Here is a 17,986-nt window from a genome sequence, read left to right on the forward strand (position 1 = left end):
ATGAGAAATCAAATTAATCAAGACGTTGAATGTACCCTGTTCAGAACAGCATTCGACACCCTTTCTTACACACCGGCCACACTCGGAAACTATTTCGCCGATGTGGTGAACGGTAAGTACAAACAACCGGTAGAAAACGTCCGCGCCCTGGTAGCCTCCGGCCGGCAGGAAGAAGCGAATGCCTGCAAAAAGAACCTGCCCTTGCTGGTGGCGGGTGGCCGCATGGAAGGCGGCCGCAAACGCGAGCATCTGGTAGGTTACTCCCGCTGCGTAACGGGCGACCTCGACCATGTGCCCGGATCACCTGCGGAACTGCTCTGCCGGGCCAAAGCATTGGCATATGTGAAAGCCGGCCATATCAGCCCTTCGGGCACCGGGCTTAAACTCTTCGTGCTGGTAGACAGCGATATGGAACACCACGAACAGGCCTTTGCAGTGGTCAGCCGACTGCTTGAAGCCGACCTGCCGGGCGTGAAGGTAGACCCTTCGGGCAAAGACCCCAACCGCGGTTGTTTCGTTAGTTACGACCCGACGGCCTTTTATAAGGAAGTGGCCGAAGTGGTAAACATCCCTGTGGCTCCCGATCAGACGGATGTTTTCTCGCCCTCCGAACCGCGCTCGCTGTCGAACTACATCGATAAGTTTGAAATGAACAACCCCTTCACCGACGGCTACCGCCACAGCTACGTGGTACGACTCGCTTCGGCGCTCAACAGTGCCGGTTTCAGCCAGGCCGAAGTGACGGCCGAATGCCTCTACCGCTATACCGCTCCGGGCTTCGGTGAAAAAGAAATCCTCACGACCGTGGGCGACATCTACCGCCGCTACCGCACAGCGCATGGCAGCAAAAACTGGTGTCCGCCGGCAGCCGCAGCAACAGCCGGGAGTCTCAAAAGTATCAAAAGTATCACGGGGACTTCCGAAAATGCCGACTTGTCGGACGGCTCGCCTTTAGGCCCTGATATTGATGACGAGGATGCCGGTTTGCCTCACTTCGAAAAGGCCCTTTTAGCTGCTCTTCCGACAGTACTCGCGGACGCTTTGAAGGGTGCGGTGGATGATACCGAATTCGATGTTTTGTTGCTCTCGTCGCTCACCGTGTTAAGTACCGCCCTGCCGGGAGTGAGAGGTATGAATGCCGACGATATTTGCTATCCTCCTTTTTATACCCTGGTGATCGGCCCTTCCGGAAGCGGCAAAGGATGTATCAGCCGGGCGCATAAACTGGTGGTGCCTTGGCAGCGTGCTGTCTACGACAATTCGTTCAGGAAAGTAGCTGAATACAAGAAAGAGAAAGAAGCCTACGAGCTCGACAAGATGAAGCAACGCCAGGGAAAAAGCAAACCGGCGCCGGGCACCCCTCTCGAAGAACCGCAGCCGGTTATTCAGCAGCAGCTTCATATCAGCGGCTACACCTCTACGGCGCGTATGAATGAACAACTGGAAGCCAACGACCCTTATGCTTCCCTGTTGTTCGAAAACGAACTCGAGTCGATCAACAACACGCTCGCGCAGGATTTCGGCGGTTATGGTAGTGTGCTTAATGAGGCGTTCCACCACGAGATCGTGGCCAACTCATCCAAGCACAACGGTTCGTCTTTCATTCTGCATCCGAAGCTGGGCGTGCTTGCCTCCGGTACACCGGGTATGCTGCTTCAGCTGATCCCTTCCACCGAAAAGGGGCTCTACAGCCGCTTCCTGATCTACCGCATTACAGGAATGTCGAGTTATCACCCGCTCACCTCTTCGGACGACAAGCTGGAAAATGCTTTCTACTTCGACGAATTGGGAACGCGCGTGCTCAAAATAGCCCAGTTCCTGGAGAAGTCGTCTACGTTTATCAGCTTCACCGACCGCCAGCGTAAGAAGCTGGATCGCTATTTCGAACGTGAATATTATAATGTACGCGTGTTCGGTAATGAAGACATCGCTTCGGTGGTACTGCGCCATCGCATGATTATCTTCCGTATCTGTATGGTACTGACGGCTTTGCGCAAAGGGGAAGCGGAGCTCGATGTACCTAAGATGAAGGTTGGCGACGACGATTTTGAAATGGCTTTCCATATCGGTACCTGTTGCCTGCGTCATTCGCAACTGGTTAGTACCACGATGAAGCATAGCAATAGCGAACTTCATTTTAAGATGCCGACAGCCCAGCTCGACCTGTTTGCCGCCATGCCCGACAAGTTCTCTACGGCGGAGATCCTGGAAGAGTCGGTTGTCCGAGGTATCAGTCGTGCAAGTGTTTTTCGGATGCTGAAAAATGCAAAGAACCATAAGTTATTGATTTCATATGCAAGTGGTTACTATCAGAAAACAGATCTCGGAAAAAGTATTGCTATTTCAGATATGGGGTAGAGACTTTTGATACTTTTGATACTCTGCAATCTTTTTTCATCCGCCAACGACCCGCTCAGAAATGGGTAGGCATCGGTCGGACAACGGGTAGTTACCCATAGAAAATGGCTAGGCATCGATGGCAAAACGGATAGGTATCCATCCAAAAGCTGAGCTTGTTTAACATTTATTGGGAATACAACTCTAGGATATGAATAGCAAGGTGAGAGGTCGGAAAAAGACTGACTAAAAAAAAGGATCGTTTTTTCTCGTCACAAAGGTACTTCATCATTTTGAATTACCAATCATTTCTTCCAATTTTTTTTCTTCTACTATCTTCTTTCTTATCAAGAGAATAGCAAAGCGAGTACGAAAATACTGCTTTTTGTTATCAAATCAAAATGCCTTCCAAGAAATGACTAATTAAAAGGATCGTTTTAGCTAGTCATTAACACTAGCAACCCTGCCGAGAGCAGGCTGTAGAGGTTATTTATAACACTATTATTAATATTAAATTTATTGATTATGAACAAAAAGTTTTCTACGTTAGTGGCTGTCCTTCTGGCAGCCGGTGCTTGGACGACGCTGGACGCTAGAGTGATTGAAATCACTGCGCCGAAGGTGAATGGTTCTTATTTGATCGGTTCTGATGTCACTGAGGGTGATGGAGACAATGGAAAGGTAGCTACTTTATTAAAAGTTGCCGATGGAACGTCTGCTGCGGCTACTGCTGCGGCAGTTGAAAGCTATGGAAGTGAATGGACACTGGAAGCTGTACCCGCAGCTGATTTTGCAGGCGTTGATGTTACAGATTGGTTTTATTTGAAGGCTGGAGGTAAATATTTAATAGCTTCTACTACTGCAAATCAATTTAGTGTAGAAGCTGCTAAAACTTACGCTGTTCCGTTTGTAATTAAAAACGGTAAATTTGTTGTAGCTAAGGATGTTACAAATACTGGTAAAACAGAAAAAGACAAAGAACTTACGCTGGTAGCTTCTGGTGTAACTACTGCAACAATTAATGGTACAGCACTTGCTTTCGGCCAATACACCGCAGACGAAAACATTCAGGCAAATGGTTCTACTTTAACAAAAGTAACAAAGGTTGCTGATGATAATTACTATTTCGTTGCAGCAACGAATGGTAAATTATTGTATTTTAGTACTGAAGATGCAACAACTGTAAGTGCTAATGGATCTGCTGGTATAACCGCTGCAAACATCGACCAATATCTTTGGAAGCCGGTAAGAAGCGCAAGCGGTGAATACTCTTTCGAAAACAAGGCGTTTGATGGTAAGTTCGCTAACATCGGTAAAACAAAATCATTTAATTCCAATGCTGAGTATAACGGTGGTGTAGGTCTCTATTTAGGATCTGCAACTGTTGATGCTGATTTTACTGCTAAAGGTGCTGCTGATGCTCCTATCGCTTTTGGTTTCTACAAAGCATTAGATTTCCCTATTACTGCTGCCGCTTTGAATAACCGTACTGGCAATGTTTTCGACCTGACTTTCAAAGTAGCTAAAGATAGCGATAAGGAAATTGTAGGTGCTGAAGCATTTGCAGGCTCATTGATAGCTGTTGATGCGAATGGAAATAAGATCACTACAGGTCTAGCCACTAAGTTCCAAATCAAATCAGGAGATAACTATATCGTATTAGTTGTTAATGATAAGAAGGATGAAAATAAGAATGTATTTAAAACGGTTACAGCAGATGAACTGGCTGACGATACAGACGGTAAGTACTATTCTTGGTTCGAATTCTCTGCAAGTACAAGCACTAAATCAACAGATGTTGTTTCTACAATCAAAGTTGGTAAAAATGCAAGCTTAGATGATGCAAGAACTATCATCCTTGAAGATAACCTGAGCGAAGATGTAGCTTATTTGAGAACGAGAATAGCTCCGGAAGAGTCTGCAACATATCCGTATATCACGCTGACTGCTTCCAATATGGTTGACTACAAAGACTTGTTAGGTAAGTTCATGAGTATCTCTTTCTTGACAGATAAAGCGGAAGAAAAGGTAGATCCTACAAGCGTTATCTACAAGAAGAACGGTATCCTGTCAACAGTAGATTACGATGCTGACGGAACAGCAACAGCTGATTATGTAAACAAGAACTCTGTTCTAAGCAATACTCCGGAAGTACAGTGGGCTATTACTGATGTAAATTCTGATAAAACATTTACTTTGACAAACCGTGAAAGTGGTAAGACGCTGACAAATGTTAGCTTCCGTCAGACTGGCAAGGACAATGTTTACAAGTTTGAAACTGTAACAGCTCCTGTTGGTATGGTTAACGATACCGTTGAAGTGAAATTGTTTGCTAACGACGATATTACAAAATTCGACGGCTTTAGAACTGCTACTCCGAACGAATTGAGAAATCAGAAGTTCCATATCGGACAGTATCACAATGAAACACAAAATGCAGTAGGTTACTGGGCAGAAAATCATCAGACTAACGGTACTCATCAGCTGGGTGTTGTTGCTGACGAAGATGCAGCTGGTATCTGGAATCTGCGTTTGGATCAGAAAGTAAACAAAGCTGGTGAAGAAATCAATGAAGTTGATACCGTATTCATCACAACTACATTCTATACTGAAGATGCAAAGGGTAATAAGGTTACAGATCCTAAAAAACAACTTAAGTCTGTATTGGCTGTACTTCCTTACGAAATTCAGAACAGAGCAAATCTTGAATATGTGAAGTTCTTGTCAGGAAACAATCTGAACTACTATGCATGTAATGAAGAAGCTGATACCAGAACTGGTTTCCGTTTTGCATTGAAAGCTAAACCGAATGGTTATAGCATTGTTACTTTGCCGAACCGTGACTGGACATTAGGTTCAGGTAAACCTTCTAAAGCTGCAACAGCATTAGGTAATAAGAAAATCGACGTAGCTAACAGCGTTCAGTGGGGTGCTTTGAAACAAAGAGGCCTGTATGAAGTGAGCGATAACTCTATCATGGTGGTAACAGAACTTGGTGCTCCTGAATACCGCAAGGTTGTAAAAGAATGGGGTGACACAGTAAGAATCTATCGTGATGAATATCCTACAGAAGTATTGTTCGAAAAACGTGACGCTAAGTCAATTGTGGATAAAGATACTTTGAGCTTCTTGAATGTAAACAACAGTGTAACCGGTGCAAACCCTGCATTGTTTGTCGATACAGCTTATGTGAATCGTGTTGATGCCGACGGTGTTGCAAACACTTGCTACCAGTATCTGTTGGCGGTAAATGTTGATAAGACGCTTAATACATACTGTCCGGACGATGCGGAACACAACGATCCAGAATGGATTAAGGAACATGGTGTTTGTCCTCACGCTATCAAGACTCCGCTTGTTAAGGGTCGCTTCCTGATCAACTTGGTTGATACTGCATTTGCTTACAAACAGAAACACCTGCACAACAACCCGTATGTAAATATGGTAGAGGCAGGTCAGGACTATAAGGCTAAGTTGTCATTCGTAGAAGGTATTCACGTTGGTGACACACTGTATCTTACTCGCAAGGGTGGCGAAGCTGTTAAGTTGGCTATGGACTCTTCTGCATTCAATGTGGCTAAGTTTGCCTTCCGTTATGTAAATAACCAAGAAGGTTCATTTAAGATCCAGACTCGGTACAAAGAATATTCAGCTACATCGAAAGAAGCATTTGACGAATCAGCAAACGATGAAGGTTACCTGCGTTGGATCAACGGTACAATTGTTGTGACTAACAGCTATCTGAATGGTGAAACATTCAACATGGAAGAAAACTTCAAGGGTAATCCTGTAGCAAACGAAGATATCACTACTTCTTCTGTAAAAGTAACAACAACAGAAGGTAAAGTGATCATCGCCGGTGCACAGGGCAAGAAAGTTACTATCAGTAACGTACTTGGTCAGACTGTAGCTAACGCAGTACTTTCTTCTGACAAGGCTGAAATCGCTACTCCTTCAGGTGTAGTAATCGTAGCCGTAGAAGGTGAAGCCGCTGTAAAGGCAATCGTAAAATAAGAAGTAATTATTTATAATCAAATAATTCTAAATTTATTACCGTGCGGTGTTATCGGACTCCAATTACCCTGCGACAGGCGAACAAACGGTAATTATTAATACTAAAGTAATGAAATAAAGTTCTTCTGTTCAACCTCTGTGAAGAGCAAAAACAGACAAAAACAAAGCCCGGCAGAGTTTATCTGCCGGGCTTTCGTATATATATTATTTATGCTAATTCTCTAAAATAAAGGAATGCAGGTCATACTTTGAATAAAAAGCCTTATCTTTGTACAATAATTATATATGCTATGGCTAAACCGATTAAAGAAACTCCGGTTTTGACAGGGAAAGATGCTAAACGTTTTTCTGAAAAGATTGCCAATATAAAACCAGAGTCTAAAGAGGAAAAGGAAGCTGCTAAAAAAGCTTTCGAAAAATTCAAGGCCATTGCTTCATTTACTTTGTAAAAGATGGCCTTTGAAGATTTTAATTTTATACCGCTAAAGGTAGATACGGAAATAAAACCGTTTAAGTGCAAAGATGAGGACTTAAACGGTTTTTTGTTGGAGGATGCTCGGAAATATCTGGTAGATCTAATGGCTGTAACCTATTTGCTGGAAGATTTATCTGCCAATAAGACTGTTGCTTATTTCAGTCTATTGAATGATAAAATATCATCGGATCCGGAGCAGAACTCAATATGGAATAAGTTGAGTAGACGTATCCCTAACTCCAAAAGAAGAAAACATTATCCTGCTGTAAAGATAGGCCGGTTGGCTGTATCCCTCGAATATGCACTACAAGGGTTAGGAAAAGAAATAATACGTTTTGTCAAGTACTTATTTACGCATGGAAACCGGACAGGCTGCCGTTTTATAACGGTAGATGCTTATAAAGATGCTATCGCCTTTTATCAGAAGTCTGGTTTTGATTTTATTACAGACAAGGATAAAAATGACGAAACTCGTTTAATGTTTTATGATTTAAAACGATTCGTTAATGAGTAGCAAACGGTGTCCCTTTGCTGAATGCATCAGGTAGCCGTGAAGCGACATAGGATAGTTTTTCATGCACGCTGTTGAATTGCTTGCCGCTCTCCTGACAGTATTTTTCGATGACGGCTATTCCATCCTTCAGGCTATCCTTTTCCGACTCCGTCATACAAAAAGTATCTCCGGCAGCGAATTCTTTATATTTATCTTTATCTTCAGGAAGTAAGATAAAGACTTTTTCATCCGTATGTCCGAACGTCTCAAAGTAATCTTGGTACTGCTGACAAGTCAATTCATAGAATTCATTCTCCCCGGGCATAAACCCCAGCTTGAAAATCACTTTAATGGCAGGCCCTGTTCTAAAGAATAAATCAAATATGTCCATGTCTTTATATATTAAATAGTTTGGTTATCATTTTATCAATCGTTTCCTTTACTGCTGGCAAATTGTTTTTCATTACATCAAAAACTACATCTGCATCAATGTCGAAATAGTGATGTGCTATAATATCTCTCATACCCATAACGCCTTTCCAATCTATTTCAGGGTATTGAGATAAAAGCTGTTTATCTGTCGCTTTGTCAACTCGTTTAATACTTTCACCAATGGCAATAAGCAGCATGCAAATACTTTCCATTCTTTCTACACCGGTAGGCGTGGATAGGAAATCATCAGAAGAGTGGATTGTCTCCGATCTTTCCAGGATTCTGTCGATTGCTATTTCAACCTTTAATAAAGAAGAACGGATTATTTCAGTGTCATACATAAATACCCTCCTTCTCTATCCTGTTTTTCAGTAAAGTGTCCATGCGTTCACGAAGGCGAACTATATCTACATTGCAACCAAATAACGCTTGCAAATCTTCTTTTATATGAACTAAAGCAAACATGCTGGGAGTTGATGTTTCCAGATAAACATCAATATCGCTGTCTTCCGTCTGTTCCCCCCGGGCTACAGAACCAAATATCCCCATACGCGTAATGCTGTATTTTGCAGCATTCTTTGTCATGTAATCCCGTAAGATGCTTATGTATTCAGCTGTTGATTTCATTTCGTTTGTATTTAGTTGAAACAAAGTTATGTATAATTCTTTATATCTGCAATTTTTATGCTATCGCAACCGCCAGCACACTTACCCGAACCCCCGGAACAGTCAATAGCGCTTCGGCGCAGGCACCGAGGGTGGAGCCTGTTGTGATGACATCGTCTATCAGCAGGATGTGTTTGCCTTCGAGGGCTTGGGGATTGGCGACGGTGAAGATTTCCTGCACGTTCAGCCAGCGGTCGTATACCGGTTTCTTTGTCTGAGTTTCGTTTTGTTTGATGCGGCACAGGCTGGAGGTGTCAATAGGGAGTTTCAGTACGCTGTTTATTCCCCGGGCGATCCATTCCGATTGGTTGTAGCCGCGTTTCTTTTTCTTTCGGGGGTGGAGGGGGACAGGGAGGATCAGGTCGGGAAGGTCGGAGAGGATGGCCTGCCGGTAATCCAGTCCGGCCATACGTCCCAAACGGAAACCGATCTCCTTATTGTCGTTATACTTCAATTCGTGGATAAGCTGTTGCACATGTCCGCCCCGTTCGTAATGTAGGAAAGCTGCCGCATGGCTGATCATCACTTTGCCGGTGAATAAATGAGTGGCCGGGTTCTCCTTCAGGTAATCGAACCCGGTGTGTGGCAGGTTGCACAGGCATTTGAGGCAGAAATGATTTTCACCTCCCATAAGCGGGTCGTTACATAACAGGCATAGCTTGGGAAAGAAAAGATCCAGCAAGTTATTCAAAGTCTTCCTCATAATCGTTCCCTTTGAGTAATTGTTTCAGGCAACGTATTGCTTCACGGCTCTCGAAACCACGGCCGGCGGCAAAGCGGAGGAGTTTGGTGTAGACATCCCTTTCGTCTTTGCCTTTGACAGACTTCTTCTTTGCCTTCAGCAGAGAGAGGAGGATCTCTTCGTATTCTTTTTCGTCGATCCCTTCCAATGCTTCCGACCGGATGGAGGCAGGGATATTTTTGTTGTGCAGCTCGTAAGCGATCTTGATGCGTCCCCATTTGTTGAAACGCAATTTGTCGTTCACGAAGTAACGGGCAAAACGGCTTTCGTCGATAAACTTCTCCTGAAGCAGGCGGGCAATGATCCGCTCGCCCTCCTCCCGGGTGAGCCCGGCCGCTTTGATCTTCTTCTGTACGTCCTGTATGCAACGTTCGGCTGTAGAACAATAAGCGGCGGCACGGCGCAGCATTTCACCCTCGGTTACCGGTTCCATGTCTGTGTTTTAACAAAACGATCCTTGCCGGACAGGTCTTGTATCAGTTCGATGCTCTTAAACTCCATCATACGCAGCATACTGACAACCTGTTCTCCCATCTGCGAGTTGATCTCGAAGTAAAGGTATCCTTTCTTTTTCAGCTTTTGCTCGGCAAACAAGGTGATGCGGTGATAGTATAGCAACGGATTGTCGTCGGGAACGAATAAAGCCAGCGAAGGCTCATAATCGAGTACATTCGCTTCCATATCCGCTTTCTCCTTCTCCATGATGTAAGGAGGGTTGCTGACGATGATGTCGAACTCCTCTTCAATGGAGTCGGCCGTTTCCGACGGGGTCAGGATGTCTTTCTGGAAGAAAGTGATCGGAGCCCTGTTGCGTATGGCATTCCGTTTGGCTGTTTTCAGAGCTTCTTCCGAAACATCGAGCGCGTAGACCTGCGATTTGTTCAACAGTTTTTTCAGGGTAATGGCAATACAGCCGCTACCGGTTCCTACATCGAGTATTTCCAGTTCTTTCCTTTTGGGATAATCGCGGACGATCAATTCGACTAATTCTTCCGTTTCCGGACGCGGGATCAGCACCGAAGGGTTCACCTCAAATTCAAATCCGTAGAAATCGGTTTTCCCAAAAATGTATTGGATCGGCTCGTATTTTGTAAGCCGCTCTACGATATTATGAATCTGCGATTTTTCCTTCTCGGATAATTCTTTATCTTTGCAGAGTAAGAATTGATGTGGCTGAATATCGCATACACGTTCCATTATCAAGCGGGTGAATGCTTTGATTTCACTTAGCGGATAATAGTCTTTCAGCGTGTTTTGTATATAAGCGACGGTCTCAGTCATGATAATTTAATTTTAGTGCAAAAGTAATGTAAAAACCATTTATAAGCAAAGAAAATGGTCGAGGTTGAGAATAAATATATGGCTCGTTGTATTTCACTGGCCCGGGGAGGAGCAGGAAATGTGGCGCCTAATCCGATGGTCGGGGCCGTGGTCGTGCACCGTGGTAAAATTATCGGTGAAGGGTATCACAGGAGGTGCGGCGAAGCACATGCCGAAGTGAATGCTATCGCTTCGGTGAAGGATGAGTCTTTGTTGAAAGAGGCGACGATATACGTTAGCCTGGAGCCCTGTTCGCATTATGGGAAGACACCGCCCTGTGCGGAACTGATCATAAGGAAGCAGATCCCGCGTGTGGTGGTGGGCTGTCTCGACCCGTTCCCGGAAGTATCGGGAAGAGGGGTGAGGATGCTCCGTGAAGCAGGTGTGGAGGTCGTGACCGGGGTGATGGAACGGGAAGCCTGGGAGCTGAACCGCGATTTTATGACTTTTCAGCAACTGGGACGTCCTTGCGTCTATCTGAAATGGGCGCAGAGTGCCGATGGTTTCATGGACAAGGTGCGGACGGACAGTTCGTCGCCGGCAGTTGTCCTGTCGTCGTCCGAGACGTTACGCCGGGTACACCGGATGCGTGCCAATGTGGCGGCTATTATGGTAGGGACACAAACGGCTTTGTTGGACAACCCTTCGCTGACGGTGCGTCATTGGGTGGGTAAGTCGCCTGTAAGGGTGGTACTCGACAGGATATTGCGCATACCATCCGGCTACCATTTGCTGGATGGGGCGGTGAAGACGTTGGTCTTTACTGCTGAAAAGGCAGTCAGCCGTCAGCAGGTGGAATATATAACGATTGACTTTTCTCAGCCTGTCTTGCCGCAGGTGTTACACGAATTATATATCCGTAAATTGAATTCTCTGATGGTAGAAGGTGGCGCCAATCTTCTTGGGCATTTTCTGCAGGAAGATCTCTGGGATCAGATGTTTGTCGAAACGGCTCCGGTTTATTTGGGAACGGGAGTGAAAGCGCCGGATATAAATCTGGCCCCCTCTTTATCCTTAACGGAGGTGATTAAACGTCAGGATCATGTAATATCCGTTTTTTCGCGGAAAAATCAGTGAGCGAAGTAGTTTAACGGAACTAAAATATTATAAATATTAGCCGATATTGGGAATAAAGCAAAAAATGTTTCTACTTTTGTGGCTTTATATGCAACAAACTTATTTTTGGATGAAAAATAGAATAGTACTATTTGTAGCGGGATGTATTGCATTGTTATTGTCTTCCTGTCTGGGATCGGATGATAATGAGTATGAGATGCCAAAGGATTGTCAGATAACTTCGTTTAAAGTGGATCATGATTCAATTCTTGGTGGACAGTTGGATACAGTGAAGTTTGTGATTGATCAGATAAACGGACGTATTTTTAATCCGGACTCTCTGCCTTTTGGAACTGTTATTGAAAAAGTCGTTTGTACAATTTCATTAGCAAATAATTATATTTCAGTCGAAGTTACTCAGGATGCATTGCCTGACTCTACTTTCTATTGGGATACTAAAGACTCCCTGGATTTCTCAAAACCCGTTAAAATGGTAACAACTGCCTGGGACGGGATTACAAAGAAAACGTATATAGCCCAGGTGAATGTGCATCAGGTCGTGCCCGACTCTATGTCGTGGGATCTGTATGCCAATAACGTATTCGGTTTCCCTGTGAAGGAACAGAAAGTGATCACATGGGGAGAAGAAAATGACGAGTACTATTATATGTACGTACAAGCGGCTGATGCAAGCAAAGGTTATTCATTGCAGAGCTCTTCCGTATCGAACGTAAGAAGCTGGACAACTCTCCCGCTGGAAGGATTGCCTGCCGGTGAAGTTCGTTTGTCGCAGATGACCGAGTATAATAATGCCTTATATGTACCGACTACGAAGGGTGCGCTTTATCAGTCAGTAGACGGACAGAAGTGGACGCTGGTCGATCAGCCTTGGTCTGTGAAAACGGTGTTGGGTGCTGTAAGAGAGGGAGGTTTAAATCAGTCTTCGGCTTTGGCTACCATCATCGATAATAACGGTACGCTGAACTATGCAGCTATGGATAAAGATATGGAATGGACGACAGGCGAGGCTGTTCCGGCAGGTTTCCCTGTTAGCGGTTTCGGTTCTCTGTCAAGCCAGAATATGTTCCGTGAGAGCCTTACGGTTGTTGCCGGAAAAGATAAAGATGGTAAGTTATTGAATTCAGCCTGGAGTACGATGACCGCTACTTCCTGGGTGCTCCTGACTGATATGGAGTCTGACTATTTTGATAAGAGAGAGGGCGTTATGCTTTCAGCTTATGATGATAAATTCTGTATGGTCGGCGGTATTGATGAAGTCAATAAAGCACATAAAGATATTTATTTCTCCATAGACGGTGGTGTATCGTGGACATTGTCGGATACGCTGACTGTTATGCCGGTGGATTATAAAGCCAGAGGCTTTGCTTCTGTTCAGGTGGATAAAGAGAAATATATGTTGATTTTCGGCGGTAAAGAGAATACTAATGCGAACGAGCTGGATCAGATCTGGCGTGGTCGTATCAACCGACTGGGTTTCGACAAGCAATAAAGTTCGTGGAGGGCAGTATAATTTTAGAAGGAATTTAGCGTTAGAAAAGAGGTGTAGTAATATAACAGCATAGCTTATGACTTCAACTTTTTTTCAACGGGTTCTTATACTGATACTGCTGGCCGGCTCATTTACCGGTCTTCACGCACAGGAATATAAATATGAAATAGGCGGAATGGCAGGGGGCGCCTTCTATATGGGGGATGCCAACAAGAACGCTTTCTTTAAAGGGATGAATCCCGCTGTGGGAGCAGTATTCCGCTATAATCCCAACTTCAGATGGGCTTTTAAAGGTAATCTGATGTGGGGACAGGTGTCGGGTAGCACGGAAGGACTGGAAAATGTTTTTCCGGACAATGCACAAGCATCGTTCAGCCGTAGCCTGATAGAGCTGGGCGGGCAGATGGAGTTTAACTTCATGCCGTACAGTGATAAATTTGCTTATGCAGGAGCGAAGCGTTTTACTCCGTATGTATTCTTGGGACTGGGTGTCACAGTGGGTACAGGGAATGAGATGTTTTTCGGGCCGAATATCCCGTTAGGGGTAGGAGTGAAATATAAGGTTAAGAACAGGATCAACCTGGGTTGCGAGTTCTCGTTCCGTAAGTTATTCGGAGATAATTTCGATGTGACGGACGATAGCAATGCAATGCTGGATAATCCTTATCAGACCGGTGGCAGTTTTTTGAAGAACAAAGATTGGTATTCATTTTTACTGCTTTCTGTTACCTGGGACTTTGGCCCGCGTAACAGACCATGTAATAGTATAAACAGCAACAGTACGTTTAGATACTGAAAACACTATGTCATTGATAGAGGAAATAGACAAAAATCGCTTGCCGCAACATGTGGCGATTATTATGGATGGAAACGGACGTTGGGCCAAAGCGCAGGGGAAAGACCGGAGCTATGGACACCAGGAGGGCGTTGTTTCCGTACGTAAAGTAGTGGAGGCGGCAACGGCTATTGGACTGAAGTACCTTACAGTGTACACCTTTTCAACAGAAAACTGGAACCGTCCGGAAGCTGAAGTGAAGGCGCTGATGAGCCTGCTTGTATCGGCCATCCATCGTGAAACGCCGGATCTGATGAAGAATAATGTTCGTCTGATGGCTATCGGTAATCTGGATCGTTTGCCCGAAGATGCACATGCCACTTTGCTGGATTGTATAAAACAAACATCTGCCAATACAGGTACCACTCTCGTGTTGGCTCTCAGTTATTCTTCCCGCTGGGAGATAACGGAAGCTGTCAGACAGCTCGCTGTTCAAGTACAGGAAAAGAAAATAAACCCCAACGATATAACCGAGGCAGTTGTCTCGGACCACCTGACGACCAAAGGCATTCCCGATCCGGATCTGTTGATCCGTACCGGAGGAGAAAAACGCATCAGTAACTTCCTGCTGTGGCAGGCGTCTTATGCCGAATTCTTCTTTACCGATGTGTATTGGCCGGCATTCAGAGAAGAAGAGTTGTATGAAGCTATATTGTATTACCAGCAACGCGAACGTCGTTTCGGTAAGACAAGTGAGCAATTAATCTTATAAACAATAGCTGTTATATGTACAAAAGAATAGTGCTGTTTTTTATTTTCCTTGGCTTTGCCTGCGGAGCATTTGCCCAGGAAAGTGACACTACCCAGGTTGAAGCACCGGCAGAAGTGCCGGTCATTAATTATTCGTTATCGCCGAAACGGTATAAGATTGCCGATATTAAGGTAACGGGTATTAAGAATTATGATGATTTCGTGTTAATCGGTTTTTCGGGACTATCGGTAGGTGACATGGTCACTATCCCCGGGGATGAGATTACAACAGCGGTAAAGCGTTTTTGGAAGCACGGATTGTTTTCGGATGTAAAAATCCTGGCAACCAAGATTGAAGGTGACGAGATCTGGCTGGAAATTCAGCTGAAGCAACGTCCCCGTATATCGGAAGTCAATTATCATGGTATCAAGAAAGGAGAAAGGGAAGACCTTGAAGCCAAACTGGGCTTAAAGAAGGGTTTCCAGGTAACTCCGAACCTGATGGACCGTGCGAAGATCGTTATTCAGAAGTTCTTTGACGGCAAAGGATTTAAGAACGTGGATGTGGATATCGTTCAACGCGACGACCTGGCCCATGAAGGCGAGGTGATCGTAGATATCAATATCGACAAGAATGAAAAGACTAAGATCCACCGTATCTATTTCGAAGGTAATGAAGCATTGTCTGCCAGAGACCTGAAGAAGGCGATGAAGAAGACGAACGAAAAGTTCAGTATTCCGAACGACTGGAAGACCAGTATCTTGGAGGCTTTCAGTACAAAGAAATTCACTACCGAAGAATATGAAAAAGATAAAGCAAACATTATAGCCAAGTATAATGAGCATGGTTATCGTGATGCCGTACTGCTTTCCGATAGTGTTGTCAACTTTAATGAAAAGAAGGTGGACATCTTCCTGAAGCTGGAAGAAGGAGACAAATATTATCTGAAAGATATTCGCTTCGTGGGTAACACACAGTATGCTTCAGATTATCTGGAAGCTATTCTGGGTATGAAGCCGGGTGAAGTTTACAACCAGAAGAAATTGACTGAGCGTCTGTCGACAGATGAAGATGCCGTGTCTAACGTATATTATAACAACGGTTACATCTTCTTTAGTGCCGACCCGGTGGAAGTGGATGTGGACAATGACTCCATCTCTTTGGAAGTGCGTATCCAGGAAGGCCCGCAGGCTACCATCAACCGTGTAATCATTAATGGTAACGACCGTTTGTATGAAGATATCGTACGTCGTGAACTTCGTACCAAACCGGGTATGTTGTTCAGCCGTGAAGACCTGATGCGTTCCGTTCGTGAAATTGCCCAGATGGGACATTTCGACCCGGAAAACATGGATCCGAAACCGCTGCCCGACCCGGAGAACGGAACAGTGGATATCCAGTATAACCTGACATCAAAGGCAAACGACCAGATCGAATTCTCTGCCGGTTGGGGACAGACCGGTGTGATCGGTAAGTTAAGTTTGAAGTTTACAAACTTCTCCATGAAGAACTTCCTGAACCCGAAAACATATAAAGGTATCATCCCGCAGGGTGAAGGCCAGACACTAACATTGAGCGGACAGACCAACGGACGTTACTATCAGGCTTACAGTATTTCTTTCATGGATCCGTGGTTCGGTGGAAGACGTCCGAATACACTCTCTGTAAGTGCTTACTTCTCTAAACAAACGGATATCAGTAGTAACTACTATAATAACAGCATGTCGAATTACGGCGGTTATTATCCTGGTTACGGTTATGGTTATGGTTATGGTGGTATGTATGGTGGCTACGGTGGTTATAACAACTACTATAATAACAACTACGAATTGGCATACGACCCGGATAAGTCTATCATGATGTTAGGACTTTCTGCCGGTTACGGTAAACGTCTGAACTGGCCGGATGACTACTTCCAGTTCATGGCTACATTGAACTATCAGATGTATATCATGCATGACTGGGCATACTTCCTGGTACAGAACGGTACTTGCCATAACATAAACCTTGAATTGATGTTACAGCGTAACTCTATCGATAACCCGTTGTACACTCGTCGCGGTTCACAGTTCTCTCTGTCGGTAAGTGCTACTCCTCCTTATTCTTTGTGGGATGGAAAGGATTATGCCAACATGGATGATAACGACCCGAACAAGTTCAAGTTTATTGAATATCACAAGTGGAAATTCAAAGCTAAATTATTCTCTCCGTTGGCACCTGCCGCAGTTAAGCGTACACCGGTGTTGATGACACGTGTAGAATACGGCTTCCTGGGATCTTACAACAAGCATAAACGTTCTCCGTTTGAAACCTTCTATATGGGTGGTGACGGTATGAGTGGATATTCAAGTACCTATGCTACTGAAACAATCGGTTTGAGAGGTTACGAAAACGGTAGTATCGCCGGTAACGGTGGCTACAACTCTTATGGTTATGCTTACTCTCGTCTGGCAATGGAATTACGTTACCCGTTCCTGTTGGAACCGTCTTCTACTATTTACGGTCTTGTATTTGTTGAAGCAGGTAACGCATGGAAAGATTTGAAGAGCTTTAATCCTTTCGACTTGAAACGTTCTGCCGGTGTCGGTGTTCGTATCTTCCTTCCGATGATCGGTTTGATGGGTATCGACTGGGCGTATGGTTTCGACAAGGTTGACGGCTCTCGTAGTGCAGGTGGTAGCAACTTCCACTTCATCATCGGACAGGAGTTCTAATGATAAATGGGGGATTAATTGAAAATTAACAATTCTGCGTTAAGCATTAACCATAATTCATTGGAACAAAGTAAACCCTCCGCTATATTTGTAGTCAGAGAGTGAAACTATAAAAAGAAAGTGTATGAAGAAGATTATTGTTTTGAGTTGTATGATGCTCCTTTGCTCTTTTGCCGGTATGGCGCAAAAGTTTGCTTTGATAGATATGGAATATATCCTGAAGAATATTCCGGCTTATGAGATGACAAACGAACAATTGAGCCAGGTATCGAAGAAATGGCAGAATGAGGTGGAAGCAATCCAGCAGGAAGCGCAGAATATGTATAAGACCTATCAGAGCGACTTAGTATTCCTGTCTGCTGAAATGAAGACAAAACGTGAGGAAGAAATCGTAAAGAAGGAACAGGAAGCGCAAGACCTGAAACGCACCTATTTCGGACCGGAAGGCGAATTATTTAAAAAGCGTGAAAGCTTGATGAAGCCTATACAGGATGAAATATATAATGCAGTGAAGGAAATATCGGAAGACAAGGGATATCAGCTTGTTGTTGACCGGGCTTCGGCTATGAGCATTATTTTTGCTTCTCCAAAGATAGATATCAGCAATGAAGTGCTGTTAAAGTTAGGATATTCAAAATAAATGCTTACATTTGTGCGCTTTATGCACACAAAATATAATTGATTAATAACAAGTAATATTT

At 44.3% G+C, this 17,986-nt stretch carries 16 protein-coding genes; 10 read left to right on the top strand and 6 right to left on the bottom strand.

Features of this window, described 5'->3' with window-relative positions:
• The 4 genes from HMPREF1536_RS13330 to HMPREF1536_RS13340 all read left to right on the top strand — a co-directional run bounded on the left by HMPREF1536_RS13330 (position 1) and on the right by HMPREF1536_RS13340 (position 7,340).
• Complete coding sequence (locus HMPREF1536_RS13330) at positions 1 to 2,358, top strand: DUF3987 domain-containing protein (protein ID WP_028729713.1); 2,358 nt, start codon at positions 1 to 3, stop codon at positions 2,356 to 2,358.
• 504 nt (positions 2,359 to 2,862) lie between these two features.
• A complete protein-coding gene (locus tag HMPREF1536_RS13335) occupies positions 2,863 to 6,351 on the top strand; it encodes a DUF6383 domain-containing protein (RefSeq protein ID WP_028729712.1) in 3,489 nt (1,162 codons plus the stop codon).
• A gap of 290 nt (positions 6,352 to 6,641) precedes the next feature.
• A complete protein-coding gene (locus HMPREF1536_RS27890; RefSeq protein WP_167331520.1) occupies positions 6,642 to 6,800 on the top strand; it encodes a hypothetical protein in 159 nt (52 codons plus the stop codon).
• 3 nt (positions 6,801 to 6,803) lie between these two features.
• Entirely contained in the window at positions 6,804 to 7,340 is a 537-nt protein-coding gene (locus tag HMPREF1536_RS13340) for a GNAT family N-acetyltransferase (protein ID WP_028729711.1), read from the top strand.
• Here HMPREF1536_RS13340 and HMPREF1536_RS13345 read toward each other — a convergent pair.
• The 6 genes from HMPREF1536_RS13345 to prmC are packed head-to-tail and all read right to left on the bottom strand — an operon-like array spanning position 7,330 to position 10,440.
• Complete coding sequence (locus tag HMPREF1536_RS13345) at positions 7,330 to 7,710, bottom strand: hypothetical protein (protein WP_028729710.1); 381 nt, start codon at positions 7,708 to 7,710, stop codon at positions 7,330 to 7,332. The two genes, HMPREF1536_RS13340 and HMPREF1536_RS13345, sit on opposite strands and share 11 nt — an antisense overlap.
• 4 nt (positions 7,711 to 7,714) lie before the next feature.
• Positions 7,715 to 8,092 (bottom strand): HepT-like ribonuclease domain-containing protein, encoded by a 378-nt coding sequence (locus HMPREF1536_RS13350; RefSeq protein WP_028729709.1) that lies wholly within the window; start codon positions 8,090 to 8,092, stop codon positions 7,715 to 7,717.
• Positions 8,085 to 8,378 carry a nucleotidyltransferase family protein gene (locus HMPREF1536_RS13355; RefSeq protein WP_028729708.1) on the bottom strand — a complete coding sequence of 98 codons (294 nt, stop codon included), beginning with the start codon at positions 8,376 to 8,378 and terminating at the stop codon, positions 8,085 to 8,087. The genes HMPREF1536_RS13350 and HMPREF1536_RS13355 overlap by 8 nt, the downstream gene beginning before the upstream one ends.
• A 55-nt stretch (positions 8,379 to 8,433) precedes the next feature.
• A complete protein-coding gene (locus HMPREF1536_RS13360) occupies positions 8,434 to 9,120 on the bottom strand; it encodes a ComF family protein (RefSeq protein WP_028729707.1) in 687 nt (228 codons plus the stop codon).
• Positions 9,101 to 9,592: a regulatory protein RecX gene (locus HMPREF1536_RS13365; RefSeq protein ID WP_028729706.1), complete on the bottom strand. Its 492-nt coding sequence runs from the start codon at positions 9,590 to 9,592 to the stop codon at positions 9,101 to 9,103. Before HMPREF1536_RS13365 ends, HMPREF1536_RS13360 begins: the two co-directional genes overlap by 20 nt.
• A complete protein-coding gene (gene prmC / locus HMPREF1536_RS13370) occupies positions 9,580 to 10,440 on the bottom strand; it encodes a peptide chain release factor N(5)-glutamine methyltransferase (protein ID WP_028729705.1) in 861 nt (286 codons plus the stop codon). Before prmC ends, HMPREF1536_RS13365 begins: the two co-directional genes overlap by 13 nt.
• Before the next feature lie 54 nt (positions 10,441 to 10,494).
• Between prmC and ribD the strand changes: the two genes are divergently transcribed.
• From ribD to HMPREF1536_RS13400, 6 genes are all read left to right on the top strand, one after another.
• On the top strand, positions 10,495 to 11,556 hold the full coding sequence (ribD, locus tag HMPREF1536_RS13375; RefSeq protein ID WP_028729704.1) for a bifunctional diaminohydroxyphosphoribosylaminopyrimidine deaminase/5-amino-6-(5-phosphoribosylamino)uracil reductase RibD: 1,062 nt from the start codon (positions 10,495 to 10,497) through the stop codon (positions 11,554 to 11,556).
• Between the two features lie 109 nt (positions 11,557 to 11,665).
• On the top strand, positions 11,666 to 13,045 hold the full coding sequence (locus HMPREF1536_RS13380) for a BamI family beta-barrel-assembly machinery protein (RefSeq protein WP_220445723.1): 1,380 nt from the start codon (positions 11,666 to 11,668) through the stop codon (positions 13,043 to 13,045).
• Positions 13,046 to 13,121: 76 nt separating this feature from the next.
• Positions 13,122 to 13,841, top strand: a complete 720-nt coding sequence (gene porG / locus HMPREF1536_RS13385) for a type IX secretion system protein PorG (protein ID WP_028729702.1) — start codon at positions 13,122 to 13,124, stop codon at positions 13,839 to 13,841.
• Positions 13,842 to 13,848: 7 nt separating this feature from the next.
• Entirely contained in the window at positions 13,849 to 14,592 is a 744-nt protein-coding gene (locus tag HMPREF1536_RS13390; protein WP_028729701.1) for an undecaprenyl pyrophosphate synthase, read from the top strand.
• A gap of 14 nt (positions 14,593 to 14,606) precedes the next feature.
• Positions 14,607 to 17,285 carry an outer membrane protein assembly factor BamA gene (bamA, locus tag HMPREF1536_RS13395; protein WP_028729700.1) on the top strand — a complete coding sequence of 893 codons (2,679 nt, stop codon included), beginning with the start codon at positions 14,607 to 14,609 and terminating at the stop codon, positions 17,283 to 17,285.
• A 124-nt stretch (positions 17,286 to 17,409) separates the two neighbouring features.
• Entirely contained in the window at positions 17,410 to 17,925 is a 516-nt protein-coding gene (locus HMPREF1536_RS13400) for an OmpH/Skp family outer membrane protein (protein WP_028729699.1), read from the top strand.
• Positions 17,926 to 17,986 lie beyond the last annotated feature (61 nt).

This window comes from Parabacteroides gordonii MS-1 = DSM 23371 (genome assembly GCF_000969825.1).
Taxonomy (GTDB): Bacteria; Bacteroidota; Bacteroidia; order Bacteroidales; family Tannerellaceae; genus Parabacteroides; species Parabacteroides gordonii.